The organism is Nocardiopsis kunsanensis DSM 44524 (assembly GCF_000340965.1).
Classification (GTDB): domain Bacteria; phylum Actinomycetota; class Actinomycetes; order Streptosporangiales; family Streptosporangiaceae; genus Nocardiopsis; species Nocardiopsis kunsanensis.
Map to the genome: position 1 here is coordinate 19,943 of NZ_ANAY01000019.1, position 17,324 is coordinate 37,266.

14 protein-coding genes are annotated in these 17,324 nt (G+C 70.2%); all 14 read right to left on the reverse strand.

The features are described 5' to 3' along the window. Positions 1-14: 14 nt before the first annotated feature. Positions 15-1,043, reverse strand: a complete 1,029-nt coding sequence (gene argC, locus D456_RS0113705; protein WP_017576753.1) for an N-acetyl-gamma-glutamyl-phosphate reductase — start codon at positions 1,041-1,043, stop codon at positions 15-17. A gap of 143 nt (positions 1,044-1,186) precedes the next feature. Beyond that, positions 1,187-2,602, reverse strand: a complete 1,416-nt coding sequence (locus D456_RS0113710) for an NAD(P)/FAD-dependent oxidoreductase (protein WP_017576754.1) — start codon at positions 2,600-2,602, stop codon at positions 1,187-1,189. Positions 2,603-2,794: 192 nt separating this feature from the next. Continuing rightward, a complete protein-coding gene (locus D456_RS0113715; RefSeq protein WP_017576755.1) occupies positions 2,795-3,250 on the reverse strand; it encodes a MarR family winged helix-turn-helix transcriptional regulator in 456 nt (151 codons plus the stop codon). Positions 3,251-3,449: 199 nt separating this feature from the next. Beyond that, on the reverse strand, positions 3,450-4,676 hold the full coding sequence (locus D456_RS0113720) for an aminotransferase family protein (protein ID WP_017576756.1): 1,227 nt from the start codon (positions 4,674-4,676) through the stop codon (positions 3,450-3,452). A 459-nt stretch (positions 4,677-5,135) separates the two neighbouring features. Then, a complete protein-coding gene (pheT, locus tag D456_RS0113725; protein ID WP_017576757.1) occupies positions 5,136-7,622 on the reverse strand; it encodes a phenylalanine--tRNA ligase subunit beta in 2,487 nt (828 codons plus the stop codon). Then, positions 7,622-8,740: a phenylalanine--tRNA ligase subunit alpha gene (gene pheS / locus D456_RS0113730; protein ID WP_017576758.1), complete on the reverse strand. Its 1,119-nt coding sequence runs from the start codon at positions 8,738-8,740 to the stop codon at positions 7,622-7,624. The genes pheT and pheS overlap by 1 nt, the downstream gene beginning before the upstream one ends. A gap of 184 nt (positions 8,741-8,924) precedes the next feature. Beyond that, positions 8,925-10,058, reverse strand: coding sequence for a sensor histidine kinase (locus D456_RS0113735; RefSeq protein ID WP_017576759.1), 1,134 nt, complete (start codon positions 10,056-10,058; stop codon positions 8,925-8,927). A gap of 514 nt (positions 10,059-10,572) precedes the next feature. Then, positions 10,573-11,394 (reverse strand): TrmH family RNA methyltransferase, encoded by an 822-nt coding sequence (locus tag D456_RS0113740; protein ID WP_017576760.1) that lies wholly within the window; start codon positions 11,392-11,394, stop codon positions 10,573-10,575. Positions 11,395-11,409: 15 nt separating this feature from the next. Next, on the reverse strand, positions 11,410-11,781 hold the full coding sequence (rplT, locus tag D456_RS0113745) for a 50S ribosomal protein L20 (protein WP_017576761.1): 372 nt from the start codon (positions 11,779-11,781) through the stop codon (positions 11,410-11,412). Positions 11,782-11,953: 172 nt separating this feature from the next. Beyond that, positions 11,954-12,148, reverse strand: coding sequence for a 50S ribosomal protein L35 (gene rpmI / locus D456_RS0113750; protein WP_017576762.1), 195 nt, complete (start codon positions 12,146-12,148; stop codon positions 11,954-11,956). 188 nt (positions 12,149-12,336) lie between these two features. Further along, the gene (gene infC / locus D456_RS0113755) at positions 12,337-12,999 is read right to left on the reverse strand and encodes a translation initiation factor IF-3 (protein WP_017576763.1); all 663 of its coding nucleotides are present in this window, start codon (positions 12,997-12,999) and stop codon (positions 12,337-12,339) included. A 290-nt stretch (positions 13,000-13,289) separates the two neighbouring features. After that, the gene (locus D456_RS0113760; protein ID WP_017576764.1) at positions 13,290-14,126 is read right to left on the reverse strand and encodes a shikimate dehydrogenase; all 837 of its coding nucleotides are present in this window, start codon (positions 14,124-14,126) and stop codon (positions 13,290-13,292) included. Next, positions 14,127-16,379: an endolytic transglycosylase MltG gene (mltG, locus tag D456_RS0113765; RefSeq protein ID WP_017576765.1), complete on the reverse strand. Its 2,253-nt coding sequence runs from the start codon at positions 16,377-16,379 to the stop codon at positions 14,127-14,129. Continuing rightward, positions 16,379-16,864, reverse strand: a complete 486-nt coding sequence (gene ruvX / locus D456_RS0113770) for a Holliday junction resolvase RuvX (RefSeq protein WP_026115858.1) — start codon at positions 16,862-16,864, stop codon at positions 16,379-16,381. The genes mltG and ruvX overlap by 1 nt, the downstream gene beginning before the upstream one ends. Positions 16,865-17,324 lie beyond the last annotated feature (460 nt).

A 17,324-nucleotide genomic window follows, 5' to 3' on the forward strand; every position in this document is an offset into this window, starting at 1 on the left:
GGAGCCTTTCTGGGTCACGGGGCCACTGCGGTACGCGGAAGGCCGGTGGCCTCGGGCAGGCCGAGGGCGAGGTTGGTGCTCTGCAGGGCGCCGCCGGCGGTGCCCTTGGTGAGGTTGTCCAGAGCGGCGACGGCGACCATACGGCCGGCGTCGGGGTCGACGGTGACCTGGACCGCGGTGGTGTTGGCGGCCAGGGTCATGGCGGTGTTGGGCCAGGTGCCCTCGGGCAGCACGTCGACGAAGGGTTCGTCGGCGTAGGTGGCCTCGTAGGCGGCACGGACCTGGTCGGCGGTGACGCCGGGGGCCAGGGGCGCGGTACAGGTGGAGAGGATGCCGCGCGGTAGGGGGGCCAGGACGGGTGTGAAGGACAGGGACACGCTCTGGCCCGCCACAGCGGTCAGGTTCTGGATGATCTCGGGGTTGTGGCGGTGCTTGCCGCCGACCCCGTAGGGGCTGAGGGCGCCCATGACCTCGCTGCCGACCAGGTGGGGCTTGGGTGCCTTGCCCGCTCCGGAGGTGCCGGTGACCGCGACGACGGTCAGGTCGGGTTCCACGAGCTGTTCGGCCAGCCCGGGGAAGAGTCCCAGGGTCGCGACGGTGACGTGGCACCCGGGAACGGCGATGCGGTGGGCCTCGGTCAGGCGCTCGCGCTGTCCCGGGAGTTCGGGAAGGCCGTACGGCCAGGTGCCGGCGTGCGGCGTACCGTAGAAACGTTCCCAGGTGGCGGCGTCGGTGAGCCGGAAGTCGGCACCGCAGTCGACCACGAGCACGTCGTCGCCGAGCTGTTCGGCGATCTCCGCGGACTGCCCGTGCGGGAGGGCGAGGTAGACGACGTCGTGGCCACGCAGCTCCTCGACCGTGGTGGGGGCCAGGATCCGGTCGGCCAGGGGTCGCAGGTGCGGCTGGTGCTCGATCAGCGGGGTCCCGGCATTGCCTCCCGCCGTGACGGCACCGACCTCGATCTCGGGGTGGTCGAGCAGCAGACGCAGCAGCTCGCCCCCGGCGTAGCCGCTGGCTCCGGCGATGGCCGCCGTGTATCCCATGATGGTCTCCCCAATCGCTCCTGACTGAACCATCATGCATTCGGCTGTAAATTTATGCAAGGACTCTGAGGTGCTCAGCGCGCGATGTGAGCGTCATCTCCCCACTGGGAGCGTGTAGCCATGCACCCGCCGGGCCGGCCCGGTCAGCGCCCGGAGATCCGGCCCGCCAGTCCCGCCAAGCGCGAGGTGTGTCCGGCAGAACCGGACTCGCGCCGGTCAGCGGTGCGGTAGAGCCCGTTGGTGACCCGCGTGCCGACCCAGCGCAGAGGCTCGGGCTCCCAGCCGCGGACCCGGCGCCCCACCCACGGCAGACGGGTCAGCTCGGTCTCCCGGCCCAGGAGCAGATCACGCAGGGTGCGTCCGGCCAGATTGCTGGTGGCCACCCCGCTGCCGACGTAACCGCCGGCCCATCCGAGCCCGGTCCCGGTGTCCAGGTCGACCGTGGGCAGCCAGTCACGGGGCGCACCGAGCACCCCGGACCAGGCGTGTTCGATGGGGACCTCGGCGACGTCGGGCAGCAACCGGACCAGGGAACGCCACAGTTCGGCGATGGTGTGCGGCGGGGTGGCGCCCTCGGCATCGGGCTCGGAGCCGAAACGGTGGGGCACGCCCCGCCCGCCGACGGCGATCCGGTCGTCGGCCGTGCGCTGGGCGTAGACGTAGGTGTGGGCGCTGTCACCGAGGACCTCGCGGCCCTGCCAACCGATGCGCTCCCACAGCTCGGCCGGCACGGGTTCGGTCGCGATCATCGACGCGTGCATGGGCAGCCAGTCGCGGCGCAGACCGCGCATCGTGGCGGTGTAGCCCTCGGTCGCGCGGATCACGTGGTCGGCGTGGACCGTGCCGAGCTCGGTGACGGCGGCCGGGCGGGCCGCACCGCGCCGCGGGCGGATCTCGGTGACGGTCGTGCTCTCGTACAGGTCCACACCCAGCGCTTCGACGGTGTCGGCCAGACCGCGCGCGAGCTTGGCCGGCTGGATGCGTGCCGCGTGGGGCGAGTAGGCGGCCGCGGTGATCCCGTCCACGGCAACGCCCTGGTCCTGGTCGGGGTCGACCATGTGCAGGTCGTCGGGCCAGTAGCCCCACTCCTGCAGGTGCGCGATGTCGCGGGCGAGCCGTTCGCGCTGGGCCGTGTTGGTGGCCACCAGGCGCATGCCGCCCTGATGGACGTCGGCGTCGATGCCCTCGTCCCCGGCCACCCGCACGACCTCCTCCACGGTACGCATCAGCGCGCGTTGGAAGGCGATCATCGCAGCCTTGCCGTGGGAGCGTGCGTAGCGCTCGCGCGGGCCGGGGAACTCCGCCGACAGCCATCCGCCGTTGCGGCCCGAGGCACCGAACCCCGCGAAGTGACGGTCGAGGACGGCCACCCGGAGGTCGGGCTGCTCCTTCTTGAGGTAGTAGGCGGTCCACAGCCCCGTGTACCCGGCGCCCACGACACAGACGTCGTAATCGGCGTCGCCCCCGAGCGGTGCACGGCGCCGGGGCCGGCCGAGCTCGCGGTACCAGAAGGAGACGGCGCCGTTGACAAAACGTGGGGACCGAGGGATCGGCCTCATCTGTGCGGCAGCAGTGAAGAGTCGCATCTTTCCCCCGGAACCTCTGTACTCACAGCCACCCCGCGTGGCTCCCCCGAACCTCACGCCAATTTACATGCGAACAGCGAGTTGCCGCGCGTTTTCTGATGATTCGGGTGGATCCAGACTTTCGTCAACCGGACCGAGCGGACCTCGGAGCAGAATCCGAAAACATTACGCATGCGAGCTGTCACGGAGCGTACGTGCGATTGTGGTGAGTTGTCGAACCCCGTCCTCCCCCAGGGGCTCGAGCACGTGTTCGCGCAGACGCCGGACGTGCTTGGCCCTGACCTCGTCGACGAAGTCGACCCCTCCCTCGGTGAGGGAGGCGTAGACGACACGGCGGTCGTGGGCACAGTTCTCCCGCACCAGGTACCCCTCACGCTCGAGCCGGTCGGCCAGTTTGGTGAACCCTCCGGTACTCAGACTGACCTCCCGCGCCAAACGACTCATGGGAAGGCGGTGCTCAGGGGTGCGCTGGAGCCGGATGAGGACCTCGAACCAGGGACCGGACATGTCCTTGCCGTCAGGGGTGATACCACCCAGCAGTTTCGGCTGTATCGAGTTCATCGCCTCATGCACCAGCCCCCAGGCGGTGATGAGGTCGTCGTCGCTCACGTCTGCGCCCATACCCGTCCTCTTCGCTCCCGCGAGGCACCCACGCCCCGCGCATAAGAAGTATCTTCCTAGAAAATATTACTACATGAAGGAGAGAAGAACAGAGGGTCCGCGTGAGCCGAGAGCACACAGAACAAGCCGGTGGCCCACCGCAACCGGCCTCAACCGATCACGAGGGGCCACCGGCAACGGTGTGGCCGTCGGGACCCTTTCAATGGCGAGCGGTCACCGCGTCCAACGCCCCGTACAGCGTCGAGGCGAGATGGTCGATCTGCTCCCAGGTGATGATCAGCGGCGGGGAGACCAGGAGCGCATCGGGGATCGGACGGACGACGACCCCGCGGGCACGGGCCTCGGCGAAGACCTCCGCCGTGGTGACACCGCGCTCGGTCAGGGCCTCCTCGGTGAGTTCCACCGCGCCCATCACACCGACGCCCGAACGCACCTCCCCGACCAGCGGGTGGGACTCCAACCCCCGCAGAGCGCTGTCGAGGTGGCGCTCGACCTCCAACGAGACGGTGAAGAGGTCCTCCCGCTCGAGGATGTCGAGGTTGGCCATCGCCGCCGCGCAACAGGTCGGGTGCCCCGCATAGGTGGTGCCGTGCACGAACGGATTGCCCTCCTGGTTCCAGAAGGGGTCGGCCACCCGGCCGTTGACCACGACGCCGCCCAGGGGCAGGTACCCGCTGGAGACACCCTTGGCGAAGACGATCATGTCCGGGCTGACGCCGAAGCGCTCGATCCCGAACCAGTTGCCCAGACGCGCGAACCCGCAGATGACACTGTCGACGACGAACAGGACGTCGTACTGGTGGCAGATGCGGGCCACCTCGGTGAAGTAGTCGCGCTCGGGCGCGTACACACCGCCGGCGCCGATGACCGGCTCGGCGAAGAACGCGGCCACGTTCTCCGGACCGACCCGCAGGATCTCCTCCTCGACCGCGGCGGCCGAGTCGTGGGGAACCACGGAGGTGTCACGGACCATCTCCCCGAAGCCGGTACGGAACCGGTTCATCCCGATCATGCTGGTACCGAAGCCGTTGAGGCCGTGGTAACCGGCGGTACGGCTGATGAGGTGGGTCTTGTCCCCACGCCCCAGGGCGTACCAGTAACGGCGGGCCAGTTTGGCCGCGGTGTCGATGGACTCCCCTCCCCCGGAGGTGAGGATCACACGGGGGTCGACCACGGGCGCGTGCGCGGCGAGGCGCTCGCTGAGCTCGATCGCGGGGACGTTGGCGAAGTCGTTGTAGACGGTGTACGCGTCCAGCGTGCTCATCTGGCGGTGGACGGCGTCCGCGATCTCGGTACGGCCGTGTCCCACGTTGCAGTACCAGAGGCTCGACGTACCGTCCAGGAACCGGTCACCGGAATCGTCCCACAGCCACACGCCCTCTGCGCGGGACACCACGAACTCCGGCCCCTTGGCCACGGTGTTCATATCGCAGAACGTGTGCCAGAGACGACTGGGCTCCCGGTGATCTTTGGGAGCGAGTGCGGATGAGACAACCGTTTCGGTCATATGGCGACCTCCGAGCCGTGACTTGCGCAGAGCGCAGTGGATGAACCCAGGTTGAATCCGACCTACACCCGGACGCCCGGTTGTGGCAGGTACTTGCAGGCTAAACGTGATGAGCGCCTCACGGCAAGAGGCAAAACGAAGCGTCATGCCCCGAAACTCGAAGATCATGCGAGCTACCCCCGCCTCTTCTCCCCAAAACCCGCCCTACGCAGGAAAAACAGCCGCGAAAATTTTTTGTTCCAGGGGGGCTTCCATCGAGCGTTTCGTCCCATGGCAGGGGTACGCAGGGGCTCCGGAACCGATTCAACACACAAGAGCGGGACGGGTCATCCTCCTCGGGTAGGACCCGTCCCGCCCTGTGTCGATGCACCGGCGGCCTCAGCCGCGCAGAACCGCCCCGGTGCGCTCGGTGGCCGCGGCGACAGCGGCATCGCGTGCGGCCCCGGCCTCCTCCGCGGTCAGAGTGCGGTCGGAGGCACGGAAGCGCAGCGCGAAAGCGACGGACTTGTAGCCCTCGCCGACCTGGTCACCCGTGTAGACGTCGAACAGGCGCACGCCCTCCAGCAGATCACCGGCGCCCTCGGCCAGGGCATCGCTGAGCACACCGACCGGGACACTTTCGTCCACGACCAGCGCCACGTCCTGAGTGGCGACCGGGTAGGTGGAGACCTCCGGAGCCCGCACCGGGGTACGGGCGTTCTCGATCACGTCCAGGTCGATCTCGGCGGCCGCGGTGCGGGCGGGCAGGCCGAAGGCCTGGATCGCGCGCGGGTGCAGTTCCCCCGCGTGGCCGGCCAGCACACGCTCGCCGTGCACACGCACGTACAGCGCGGCGCAGCGGCCGGGGTGCCACGGTGCGTACTCGGCGGCCTCGACCTCCAGTCCGACACCGGCGGCACGGGCCAGGTCACGGGCGGCCTGGATCGCGTCGGCCCAGGTGGCCTCGCGCCCCGGGCCCCACCAGCCACCGCGCTCGGCTCGGCCGGCCAGGACCACACCGGTGCGGCGGGGCTGGCGCGGCAGAGCGGCGTCCACACGCGCGATCTCCTCGGTGTCCGGACCTCGCTCCACCGACAGGATCGGTGCGTCACCGCCGTGGCTGGGCAGGTAGACCAGGCCCGTCTCGAACAGCGCCACGTCGTGGAACCCGCGGCTGACGTTGCGGGCCAGGTTCTTGAACAGCCCCGGCAACAACGTCGTGCGCAGCAGCGGTTCCTCGTCGTTGAGCGGGTTGGCCAGGCGCACGCTGTCACGGCGGGGGTCGTCCGCACCGAGCTGGAGGCCGTCCAGGTCGCGCTCGCCCACGAACGGGTAACTGAGAACTTCGGTGTGTCCGGTGTCGGCGAGTGTACGCCCGAAGGCACGGCGCAGGCGCTGGCTGTCGCTCAGGCCGCGGCCGGGCCCGCTCAGGCGCACCGCCGGGATGTTCTCGTAGCCCTCGAACCGGATGACCTCCTCGGCGAGGTCGTTGGGGTCCTCGAGGTCGGGCCGCCACGTGGGCGGGGTGACCGTGAGGGTGGCGCCCTCACCTTCCACCGTGCAGCCGAGGGCCCGCAGGTGCTTCTCGGCCGTGCCCTCGGGGTAGTCGACCCCGGCCACCGAGCCCGGGTGGGAGGCACGCATCGTGATGGTGCGGGCCGGTGCCGGCCGTGTGACGTGGGTGTAGGCGCTCTCGACACTCGCACCGCCCAGTTCGGCGAGGAGTTCGACGGCGCGGGTGGCGGCGGCGAGCTGCACGGCCGAGTCGACACCGCGCTCGAAACGCCGCGAGGCCTCCGAGGACAGCTGGTGGCGGCGGGAGGCCCGAGCGATGTGCATCTGGTCGAAGTGGGCGGACTCGACCAGCACGTCGGTGGAGCTCAGCCCGATCTCGGTGTCGAGCCCGCCCATGACACCGGCGATCGCCTGCGCGCCGGCCTCGTCGGCGATGACGATGTCGTCCGGGTCGAGGGAGCGGCGCACGTGGTCCAGGGTCTCCAGCTTCTCCCCCGTCTCGGCTGCACGCACGGTGACGGTGCCCCGGAGGCGCTCCCGGTCCCAGGCGTGCAACGGCTGGCCGAGTTCGAGCATGACGTAGTTGGTCACGTCCACGGCCAGGGAGACGGGGCGCACACCGCTCTGGTGCAGGCGGCGCTTCATCCACAACGGGGTGGGTGCCTCGGGGTCGAACCCGGTGACCCCGCGCAGGACGAGCCGATCGGCCAGAGCCGGGTCGGCGATCACTGCGGGGTGTCCCTCCCCCGCGGGCTCGGCGACGGCGATCTCGGCGGGGTCGTGCAGGTCGACCCCGTAGAGCGTGGCGGTGTCGCGGGCCACACCCCGCATCGACAGCGCGTACCCGCGGTCGGGGGTGACGGCGATGTCGAGCACGTCCTCACGCAGGCCCAGGAGAGCGATGGCGTCCCGGCCCGGCTCGCCGAAGCCCTCCGGCAGCACGACGATGCCGGAGTGGTCCTCCCACAGGCCCAGTTCGGTGGCCGAGCAGATCATGCCGGCCGACATCCGGCCGTAGGTCTTGCGGGCGCCGATCTCGAAACCGCCGGGCAGGACCGCGCCGGGCAGGACGGCCACGATCAGGTCGCCCTCGGAGAAGTTGCGTGCGCCGCAGACGATCTCCTGGGGCTCGCCGGTGCCGTTGGCCTCGCCGACGTCGACGCGGCAGAAACGGATCGGCTTCTTGAAACCGGTGAGCTCCTCGATCTCCAGGACACGACCGAGAACGAGCGGGCCCTTCAGGTCGGCGCCGAGGGTGTCGACGGTCTCGACCTCCAAGCCGGCCAGGGTCAGACGGCCGGCGAGGTCGCGAGCGGTGACGTCGGCGGGCAGGTCGACGTACTCCCGCAGCCAGGTCATGGGAACACGCATCAGATCTCACTCCCGAACGCCGAGGAGAAGCGGATGTCGCCCTCGACCATGTCGCGCATGTCGCGCACCCCGTGCGCGAACATCAGTGTCCGTTCGATACCCAGGCCGAAGGCCCAGCCGCTGTAGACCTCGGGGTCGACCCCGGCGGCCGTCAGCACCCGCGGGTTGACCACGCCGCAGCCGCCGATCTCGATCCAGCCCTCGCTGGAGCAGGTGCGGCAGGAGGCGTCGGGGTCGCCCACGGAGTCGCCGCGGCACACGAAGCACTCCATGTCCACCTCGGCCGAGGGCTCGGTGAAGGGGAAGTAGGACGCGCGGAACCGCGTGCGCAGCCCCTCGCCGAAGACGGCTCCGACGAAGGAGTCGATGGCACCGCGCAGGTGGGCCAGGGTGATGCCCCGGTCCACGACCAGGCCCTCGAGCTGGTGGAAGACCGGGGTGTGCGTGGCGTCGAGCTCGTCGGTACGGAAGGTCTTGCCCGGGGCGACCACGTAGACCGGCAGTTCGCGCCCGAGCAGGGCGCGCACCTGGACCGGGGAGGTGTGGGTGCGCAGGACCATGCCCGAGTCACCGCTGTCCTCGCTCTCCACGAAGAAGGTGTCCTGCATCGTGCGGGCGGGATGGTCCGGCTCGAAGTTGAGGGCGTCGAAGTTGAACCACTCGGCCTCGACCTCGGGGCCCTCGGCGACCTCGAAACCCATGCCGACGAAGACGTCGGTCATGCGCTCGGCGACAGTGGTCAGCGGGTGGCGCGCGCCGCGCAGTTCACGGTCCCAGGGCAGGGTGACGTCGACGCGCTCCTCCACGAGGACCCGCTCGTCGCGCTCGGCCTCCAGTACGGCCTGGCGGGCCTTGAGGGCCTGGCCGACGTCGCGGCGGGCCCCGCCCACACGCTTGCCGGCGTCGGCCTTGGCGGTCGGCGGCAGTGCACCGATCTCCCGGTTGGCCAGAGCCAACGGGGAACGGTCCGAGGCATGGGCGAGCCGGACCTCCTTGAGTTCGTCGAGGTCACCGGCGGCCTCGATGGCCGACAGCGCTTCCTCGCGCATACGGGCGACCTCGTCGGGGTGCAGGGGTGTCACCTCGACCGGGTCGTAGGAATTGTTGGGTGCAGACATGATGGGTTGCCTCGCCGCTGACCCCGACCCAGGGGTCGGGGCTCACGGCAGTCACGGTCCGCTCGGAGCGGACGAAGCCGACAGGAAGCACAGACGGATTTCGGGCAGACCACGGGAGAGCCGGAGTTCGGGACACCGGGGCCGGCCGTTGCGCCCACCGGGGGTGCTGGAGTGCCTGATCTGGTCAGGCGAACTCGGGCGCCCCGGCGGGCACGGTAAATCGGAACTCGGCGCCGCCACCGGGGGCGCGTCCGACGGTGATCGTTCCGCCGTGGGCCTCCACCAGACCCTTCACGATGAAGAGCCCGAGGCCGGTGCCGCTCCGACGCTTGCTGCGCCAGAACTGGCGGAAGACGCGCGGAATGGTCTCGGGCGCAATGCCCTGGCCTTCGTCGCGCACCGACACCGCTGCTCCTCCTTCACACGGCTCGATCACCACACTGACAGTACCAGCGCCGTGCCGTACCCCGTTTTCCACGAGATTGGTCAGGATCTGCTCGAGTTTGTCCGGGTCGAGCCACATCTGCGGGATCTCGCCGTGGACACGGACGTCGAAGCGTGTTTCGTCCTCCCCGGAGAAGACACGGCCCGCGACCACGCGCTGGACGGCCTCGTGCAGGTCGACGACCTGGCGGCGCACCTCGAGGCGGCCGGACTCGATACGGGAGACGTCGAGGAGGTCGTGGATGAGGCGGGTGACGCGGTCGGCATCGGCGTTGACCGTCTCCAGCATGAAGAACTTCTGTTTGTCGGTCAGACGCTCCCACTTGGTGAGCAGGGTCGAGGTGAAACCTTTGACGCTGGTGAGCGGTGAACGCAGTTCGTGGGCGACCTCGGAGACCAGGTCGGCCCTGCTGCGTTCGGCCCGGGTGGCGGCGTCGCGCAGTGTGACCACGAGGCGGATGAGTTCGCCCTCGGGGCGTGCGCGCACGTAGCGGGCGGCGACCAGGACCTCGCGTTCATCGGGCAGGGAGAGGGAACGCTCGGCCTGGCGGACCCGGTCACGGGCACCGCCGTAGGGGTTGCTGGCCTCCCACCAGTCGTGTCCGTCGGGGCCCACGAACGGCAGGGCGGAACGGAAATCGCTGCCCAGGGCGGTCTCGGCGGGGATCCCGGTGAGTTGGGCGGCCAGGCTGTTGAAGAGGATGACCCGGCCGCGGGCGTCGGCCACCACGAGGCCGTCGGGCAGGTCGTCAGCACAGAGACCGGAGTCGGCGCCCCCGGCCCTCTCGGCCCCCGGCACCATCCCGTTGGACGGGTATGTGTGCGCGCCGTCCAGGTCCCCCGTCGGCTGGTCCGCCTTCCGGCCGCTGCCCACGCCTCTCCCCGCTCCCTCGAAGGTCCACGATCACAGCACCCGGGCCGCGAACCGTCGACCGGCTCGTTGTCGTACCCGCGAGAACTCCGCAGGCGGTCTACCCCGCACCCCCGAACGGTACGCCTGACCTCCCCGGTCGGCCGCACGTGGCGGGGATCGAGCGTATAGGGGCCCACGGCGCTCCGCGCACCCGGGCCACCGGGAGTCCCTGTCCGACACTCACGCGTTGTCGTCGGGCCTGCCCGTCCGACGGCTCGGGTGCACCGTTCTACCCGCGACACGGGTAACGGGTCCCGGGTCCGCGGCTCCTACACCTGAACCACCGCGATCCGGGTCAGACCCTATCGGCCCGGAGCAATGGTGCACGTGCATTTCGGATGGATCGGGTCATCGGACCATGGGTGCAAAGGATTCCGGAACCCCGGAACAGCCATCGCCCGAGCCCCGGAACCAACTACCGTACGTAGCCGGACCCGGGCCCAGCTGGACCGATACACACGGGTTCGGGAAAGGATCAGGACCGGCGCTGCTGTCGTGCGGTCGTGTAAAGGCACACCGCCGCGGCCGTGGCCAGATTCAGGCTTTCGGCCCCGCCGTAGATCGGGACACTGACCGCACCGTCCGTCAAGGACACGACGTCCTTGGGCAGCCCCCAGGCCTCGTTGCCGAAGACCCAGCCGACCGGACCGTCGAGGCCACCGGCGTCGGCGACCTCGTGCAGGTCCTCGTTACCGCTGCCGTCAGCGGCCAGCACACGGGCATCACAACGGCGCAGCGCCGCGACGGCCTCGTCGACCGGGACACCCACCACCACGGGGAGGTGGAAGAGACTCCCGGCGGAAGCGCGCACGCACTTGCCGTTGTAGGGGTCGACGGAAGCATCGGTGAAGACGACCACGTCCGCTCCGGCCGCATCCGCGGTACGCAGGACCGTCCCGGCGTTGCCCGGGTCCCGGACGTGAGAGAGGACGACCGCCAACCGGAGGTCGCCGACGCTCTCCAGAGGGACGTCGACGAACTCGCAGACGGCGATGATGCCCTGCGGGCTGACGGTCTGGGCCAGCTCTGACATGACCTCGAGGCTGACCCTGTGCACCGGCAGTCCCGCCCCGTGGGCGGCGTCCACCAGTTCCACATGGCGGTGCATGGCCTCGGCCGTGGCGAAGAGTTCCACCACGCCCCCGCCCCGGCGTCCTCCGACCGCCAGGGCCTCGCGCACCGCCTGCGGCCCCTCCACGAGGAAACGCCGCTCACGTTGTCGGAAGGTGCGCTTGGCGAGCCGCCGAACCCCCTTGATCCTGGGTGACCGGATACTCGTGAACTCGTGACTCGCCAAGGCGCTACCGTCCCGTTAGGCTGCGGCCTGAGCCGGCAGGGCCTGCTTGGCCTTCTCGACGAGCGCGGCGAACGCGGCCTCGTCGTTGACGGCCAGCTCGGCCAGCATGCGGCGGTCGACCTCGATCCCGGCCAGCTTCAGGCCCTGGATGAGGCGGTTGTAGGTCATCCCGTGAGCGCGGGAAGCAGCGTTGATGCGCTGGATCCACAGGCGACGGAACTGCCCCTTCCGGTCCTTGCGGTCCCGGTAGGAGTAGGTCATCGAGTGGAGCATCTGCTCCTTGGCCTTGCGGTACAGGCGCGAACGCTGACCGCGATAACCGCTCGCACGGTCGAGGATGACCTTGCGCTTCTTCTTGGCGTTGAGAGCCCGCTTCACGCGTGCCACTGTGACTCCCTCATAGTCTCTTCCGGCGCGCACGGCGCGCCGACCGGCCCGGGTCGAGCCCCGGCGGCCGTGTTCGCTTCAAGTGTGGGGTGTCCCCGGGGGCGGCGGCACAGCGTCTGCGCTTCACCGCCGGCGGACGACAGACTCGTCGGCTCGGCTGTATCAGCCGGTCTTACCTGCCGAGGAGCTTCGAGATCTTCTTCTCGTCCGCGGGGGCGAGCACGACCTCGTCGGAGAGACGACGCTTACGCTTGGAGGTCTTGTGCTCGAGGATGTGGTTCTTGTTGGCACGGCGGCGCATGATCTTGCCGGAGCCGGTGACCCGGAAACGGTCCTTGGCTCCACTGTGGGACTTGTTCTTCGGCATGTCGCCGTCGTCTCCTACTCCGTCGGCGCGTGCCCCACTCGGCGCGGGTCACGCTCTTCTTCCGCTGCTACGGCGGGCCCGTGAGGGCGCCGCGTCGCGCATCTGGACCGCTGGGCGTACAGCCCTTCCCACCACCCGGTCGTCCGCCTGGGCGCCGGCCGGGCGGTGGAGGACCAGCCCTGTCGCCGCTAGGCCTTGTCGCGCTGCTCGCGGCGGGACTTCTCCTCCGCAGCAGCCGCGCGGGCCTCGGCCTTGTGCTCGGAACGCCGCTTGTGCGGGCCGATCACCATGACCATGTTGCGGCCGTCCTGCTTCGGCTGGGATTCGACCTGGCCGAGATCCTGGACGTCCTCCGCGAGGCGTGCCAGCAGCCGACGGCCCAGCTCGGGCCGGGACTGCTCGCGACCACGGAACATGATCGTCACCTTGACCTTGTCCCCGCCCTTGAGGAACCGGACGACGTGACCCTTCTTGGTCTCGTAGTCGTTCGGGTCGATCTTCGGACGGAGCTTGATCTCCTTGATGATCGTGTTCGACTGGTTCTTGCGCGACTCGCGTGCCTTGACCGCGGACTCGTACTTGAACTTGCCGTAGTCCATCAGCTTGGCGACCGGAGGACGGGCGGTCGGTGCGACCTCGACGAGGTCGAGGTCGGACTCCTGGGCCAGGCGCAGAGCGTCCTGGACCGAGACGATTCCGACCTGCTCACCGTTGGGCCCGACGAGTCGGACCTCGGGAACCCGGATACGGTCATTGATGCGGGGCTCGGCGCTGATGGGACCCCTCCCTAGCTTTCTCGGATTACCTGGGACCGGCCGCCCGGTGGGCGGTCCGCTCGGCCGCACGGCCACCCGCGGGTGTTCCGGTCGACCGGGTCGGGGTCCCCGTGAAACGCGAAAACCCCGCCGGCGAATGCAAGCGGGGTGTACCGACCGGATATTCCGCCGCAGCCCGACGGGGTAGCACCACTGGTCCACCGGTGGTGCGTACGACGTCGGTCCTGTATCGGCGGACCGGACCCACTCGGGCGGCACCCGGCGGGTGGGAGGAACACCTCCGCTTGCGAGTCCGGGGCGTTCGGCACGCTCCGGACCAAGTCGTTGTCCACCAATATACCAGGCGCCGGGAGCGCACGGGACACTCAGTTCCGCGGCTCACGCCCACGGCGCTCCAGTTCGGCCTCCCCCGCCGCGCGCATGGCCTCGACCGGGACGTCGGTACGCCCGGTCATCAGCCGCACCTGGGCTGCGGCCTGGTGCAGCAGCATCGGGAAGCCCCCGACCACACGGCCCCCTCGTCCTGCGACCGCGCGTGCGGCTTCCGTGGGCCAGGGGGCGTAGACCACGTCGAACAGGTCGGTGCGGGAAGCGGCCAGCGCTTCGCGGTGGCGGTCGGCCGCCCCCGAGGGCAGCGTGGACACGACCAGGTCGGTGTCGAGGCGCTCCTCCAGTGTTTCCAAGGGGGCCACCTCCAGAGCGAGGCCGAGCCTCCGGGCCGCCTCGGAGACCTCTCCGGTGCGCCCGACGTCCCGGGCCAGGAGGGTGACGGGCCCGCCTACGTCCAGCTCCCGCAGGGCGGCGAGCGCGGAGGCCGCGGTGGCTCCCCCGCCGAGTACCAGGCAGCGGCTCGGGGCCTTGATGCCTGCCTCGGTCAGGGCGGTGGTGATGCCCTCGACGTCGGTGTTGTGGGCATCCCAGGAACCGTCGCCGGAGCGCACCAGGGTGTTGGCCCCGCCCACGGCCCGGGCCGTGGGCGAGACCCGGTCGGCCAGCTCCATGGCCCTGCGCTTGAGCGGCATGGTCAGCGACAGTCCGGCCCAGTCCGCACCGAGGCCGCGCAGGAACGGGGCGAGCCCGTCCTCCGCGCATTCGTGGAGCCCGTAGGTCCACCCGTCCAGGCCCATGGAGCGATGGGCGGCCCCGTGCAGGACGGGTGAGAGGGAATGGTCCACCGGGGAGCCGAGGACGGCGGCGCGCATCTACTCCTCACCTTCCCAGTTCTCCTGGAACCTCGCCTTGAGCTCCTCGAACTCCTCGTGGCTCTCGGTGAACTCGGTCACGCCGTTCTCCGGGTCGGTGGCCACGAAGTAGAGCCAGTCGCCCTCGTCCGGGTCCAGGGCGGCCTCGATCGCGTCCTCCCCCGGCGCCACGAACGGGCCCGGGATCAGGCCGGTGCTGTAGTAGGTGTCGAACCCGCTGGTGTCGGCCTCGCACTCGGCGAGCTGGTCGCTGTCGAGCGCGATGCCGTAGGCGTCGATGGCGTAGAAGCAGGTGCTGTCCATCTGCAACGGCATGTCGATGTCGAGACGGTTGTGCACCACACGGGAGATCTTGGGCATGTCCTCGGCGTTGCCGCTCTCGGCCTGCACGATCGAGGCGATGGCCATGACCTCGTTGGGGTCGTAGCCGATCTCTGCGGCGCGGCCCTCGATGTCGATCTCTTCGGCGGTCTGGCGGTACTGCGTGACCATGGTCTTGAGTACGGACAGCGCCTCGGTGCCGGGTTCGAAGCGGTAGGTCGAGGGGAAGAGGTAACCCTCGGGCCCCTCCGTGGCGTAATCGGGGAGGTTGAGTTCCTCCGTCTGTCCGTAGGCCGCCTGCAGCTCCGACTCGCTGAGGGCGGTCTGTTCGGCGATCGAGGCCATGATGCGTTCGGCACGCAGCCCCTCCCGGATGCTCACCCGGCCCCCGAGGCGGTTCTCCGAGTCGAACAGGGCATCGAGGGCGTGCTCAGCACTCATCTCCTCGGCCAGGCGGTAGGTGCCGGGGGTGAGGTTCTGGTCGGCCGCGGCGCTCAGGGCGTTGGTGAAAGCACGCTTGCTCGCGACCACGTTCGCGTCGGCGAGGTTCTCCGCGACGGTTGCGCCGCTGTCGCCCTCCTCGATGACGAAGGTGACTTCTCCCGCCCCCTCGCCCTCGTGATCGGCGGGGAAGACGTAGAGGCGCGCCACACCGAAACCACCGCCGGCGATCACCAGCACCAGGGCCACGGCCACCAGGCCCATCCGGCCCCTGCCCCGCTTGCCGCCCTTGGTCTTCTTGCCCTTGTTCTGGGCCCGGCGCTGGGCCTCCTTGAGTTTGCGGCGGCTCTTGCGGCTGCCGCCGTAGGCCTCGGCGATGTCGGCCAGGCCGGGCTCGTAGTCCTCGTCCTCCTCTGGTTCCTCTTCCTCGGACCCGGTGGTCTCCGCGGCCGGTTCCGGTTCGACCGGCGTCACCTTGCGGCGGGAACGACGCCGACCCCGGCCCCGACGGCGGGAACGGGGTGCCTCCTCGGTCCCGTCCTCCTGCTCCGGCTCTGCCGCCCGAGCTGTCCCGGCCTCCTGTTCGGCCGCGCGGCGGGCGCGCCGGGAGCGACCGCGGGGCCGGGCCTCCTCCTCCGGCTCGGGTCCCGGTTCGGTACCGGCGGCCGCAAAGGCCCCCGAGTGCAGGGCCTCGGCGTCGTGGGCACCGCTGTCCCCGGGGTCCGGAGCGGGCATCGCACCACTGTCCTCGGCCCGTCGACGGCGACGGCTGCGGGGACGCCGGGGTGCCTCGTCCTCGCCTTCCTCCTCCACGCGGGGGAAGACCCCGGAATCGGCGGAAGTGTGCACACCCGGGAAGTTGCCGCTGTCGAATGCCTCGGTCTCGTCGGGCACTTCGGAGAGGAAACCGCCCTCGGAGTTCTGATCGCGCCGGGCACGGCGGCGCGAGCGACGGCCGGAGGGCTGTTCCTCCACGTCCTGGGGGCCGGATTCCGAGGTCTCGGCACGATGCCGGCGTCCGCGGCGGGGCCGGGGCCCGTCCGCCTCGGCGGGGGCTTGTTCGGCGGGGGCACCGTTCCACGGTGAGGCTCCGCTCGAGGAACCGTCGGTACTGGGGGCCTGGGGGGAGGACGGGTCGCTGCCGAGCCCCGCCAGCGCCGCCAAGGCGTCCTGGGCAGGGGCCTGGTTCTCGGGGCGTTCCCCACCGGTACGTGCCGCGCGTCCGCCGCGGAGGGCGTCGGCGGCACCGCTGCGGCGCGGGGGTTCACCACCCGGTCCGGGGTTCTCGGGACGGTGTCGGCGTCCGCGGCGCGGTTCCTGGTGTTCCTGGAACGCCTCCGGCTGCTGCGGCCACTCCTCGGGCTCCCTGCGCGCCCGGCGGCCCCGCGGCGGGGGGTGCGCGGGCAACGGGTCGCTGAGCGGGTCGTGGTCATGACCGCGCGCGGCATGTCCACGATAGGGATCGTTGGGGTAATCATCCCTGTCGGTCATCATTCTCCTTGGCTGGAGCGAACGATCTCGCCCGGGGGCAGGCCGGTGGACCGTTCCTGGTCCAAGGCGCTCTGCAGGAGGACCGTCGCCGCGGCCTGGTCGATCACCGACCGGCGCGCGCGTCCCCCCTTGGCGCCCTTCTTGCCGAAGGAAGCCCCGGAGAGGAGCTGCCCCTGAGCGGTCACGGTCGTCAGTCGCTCGTCGACCAGTCGGACCGGGACGGGGTGGAGGAGGTGGGCGAGGCCCTGCGCGAATTCCCTCGCGGAGCGCGCGGAGGGGCCTTCCTCACCCGACATCGAGGCAGGGTAGCCCACCACGACCTCACGTGCCTCACGCTCCACCACCAACCGGGCGATGCGCTGTTTGTCGCCCTGGCCACGCGGGATCGTCTCGACGGGGTTGGCGAGCATGCCGCTGGGGTCACTGGCAGCGACCCCGATCCGGGCGTTGCCGGGGTCGATCGCCAAACGTGCACCGTGCCTCAAGAGGCCGTCTCCCCTGCTCCGGGTGCGGTACTCGGGCGGTGAGTGCCGTCGGCGGCACCGCACCGCGGTTGGGAAATCCTCAACACGGTGGTCCTGTTCATCAACTAACTCGGGGGCGTCACCGCGCAGACAGACGTGGCTTCGGCTGCGGTGCGCAACAGTATGCCCGATTCCGTCACGGCACGCAGCACGCTCGTGCACGAGCCGTATGGGAGGTCCCGGCTGGGCACACGGTTCGTCATTCCGCGCGAGAGCGGTCTCCCGTGCGCGCGGGTACCGTCCGAGTGTAGGCCACCCCCGTGGGACCTCGGGGCATCCTGGGCGGTCCTGGGCCCTGTTCACGAACCGGATCAACGTCTTCACGTGCGGTTCCGCTCCTCATGTGTGGCCTGGCGCACGGAAGGCAGGATGCCACCGAACACGAGCACGCGCGCTCATCACCACGCCGGGGACGCGGTAC

Bases quoted from the DNA above. Each gene is read 5' to 3' on its own strand.
- D456_RS0113710 (WP_017576754.1), bottom strand. From the start codon at position 2,602: ATGAGGCCGATCCCTCGGTCCCCACGTTTTGTCAACGGCGCCGTCTCC.
- pheS (WP_017576758.1), bottom strand. From the start codon at position 8,740: ATGTCTGCACCCAACAATTCCTACGACCCGGTCGAGGTGACACCCCTG.
- D456_RS0113760 (WP_017576764.1), bottom strand. From the start codon at position 14,126: ATGCGCGCCGCCGTCCTCGGCTCCCCGGTGGACCATTCCCTCTCACCC.
- mltG (WP_017576765.1), bottom strand. From the start codon at position 16,379: ATGACCGACAGGGATGATTACCCCAACGATCCCTATCGTGGACATGCC.
- rpmI (WP_017576762.1), bottom strand. From the start codon at position 12,148: ATGCCGAAGAACAAGTCCCACAGTGGAGCCAAGGACCGTTTCCGGGTC.
- D456_RS0113720 (WP_017576756.1), bottom strand. From the start codon at position 4,676: ATGAACACCGTGGCCAAGGGGCCGGAGTTCGTGGTGTCCCGCGCAGAG.
- argC (WP_017576753.1), bottom strand. From the start codon at position 1,043: ATGGGATACACGGCGGCCATCGCCGGAGCCAGCGGCTACGCCGGGGGC.
- D456_RS0113715 (WP_017576755.1), bottom strand. From the start codon at position 3,250: ATGGGCGCAGACGTGAGCGACGACGACCTCATCACCGCCTGGGGGCTG.
- pheT (WP_017576757.1), bottom strand. From the start codon at position 7,622: ATGCGTGTTCCCATGACCTGGCTGCGGGAGTACGTCGACCTGCCCGCC.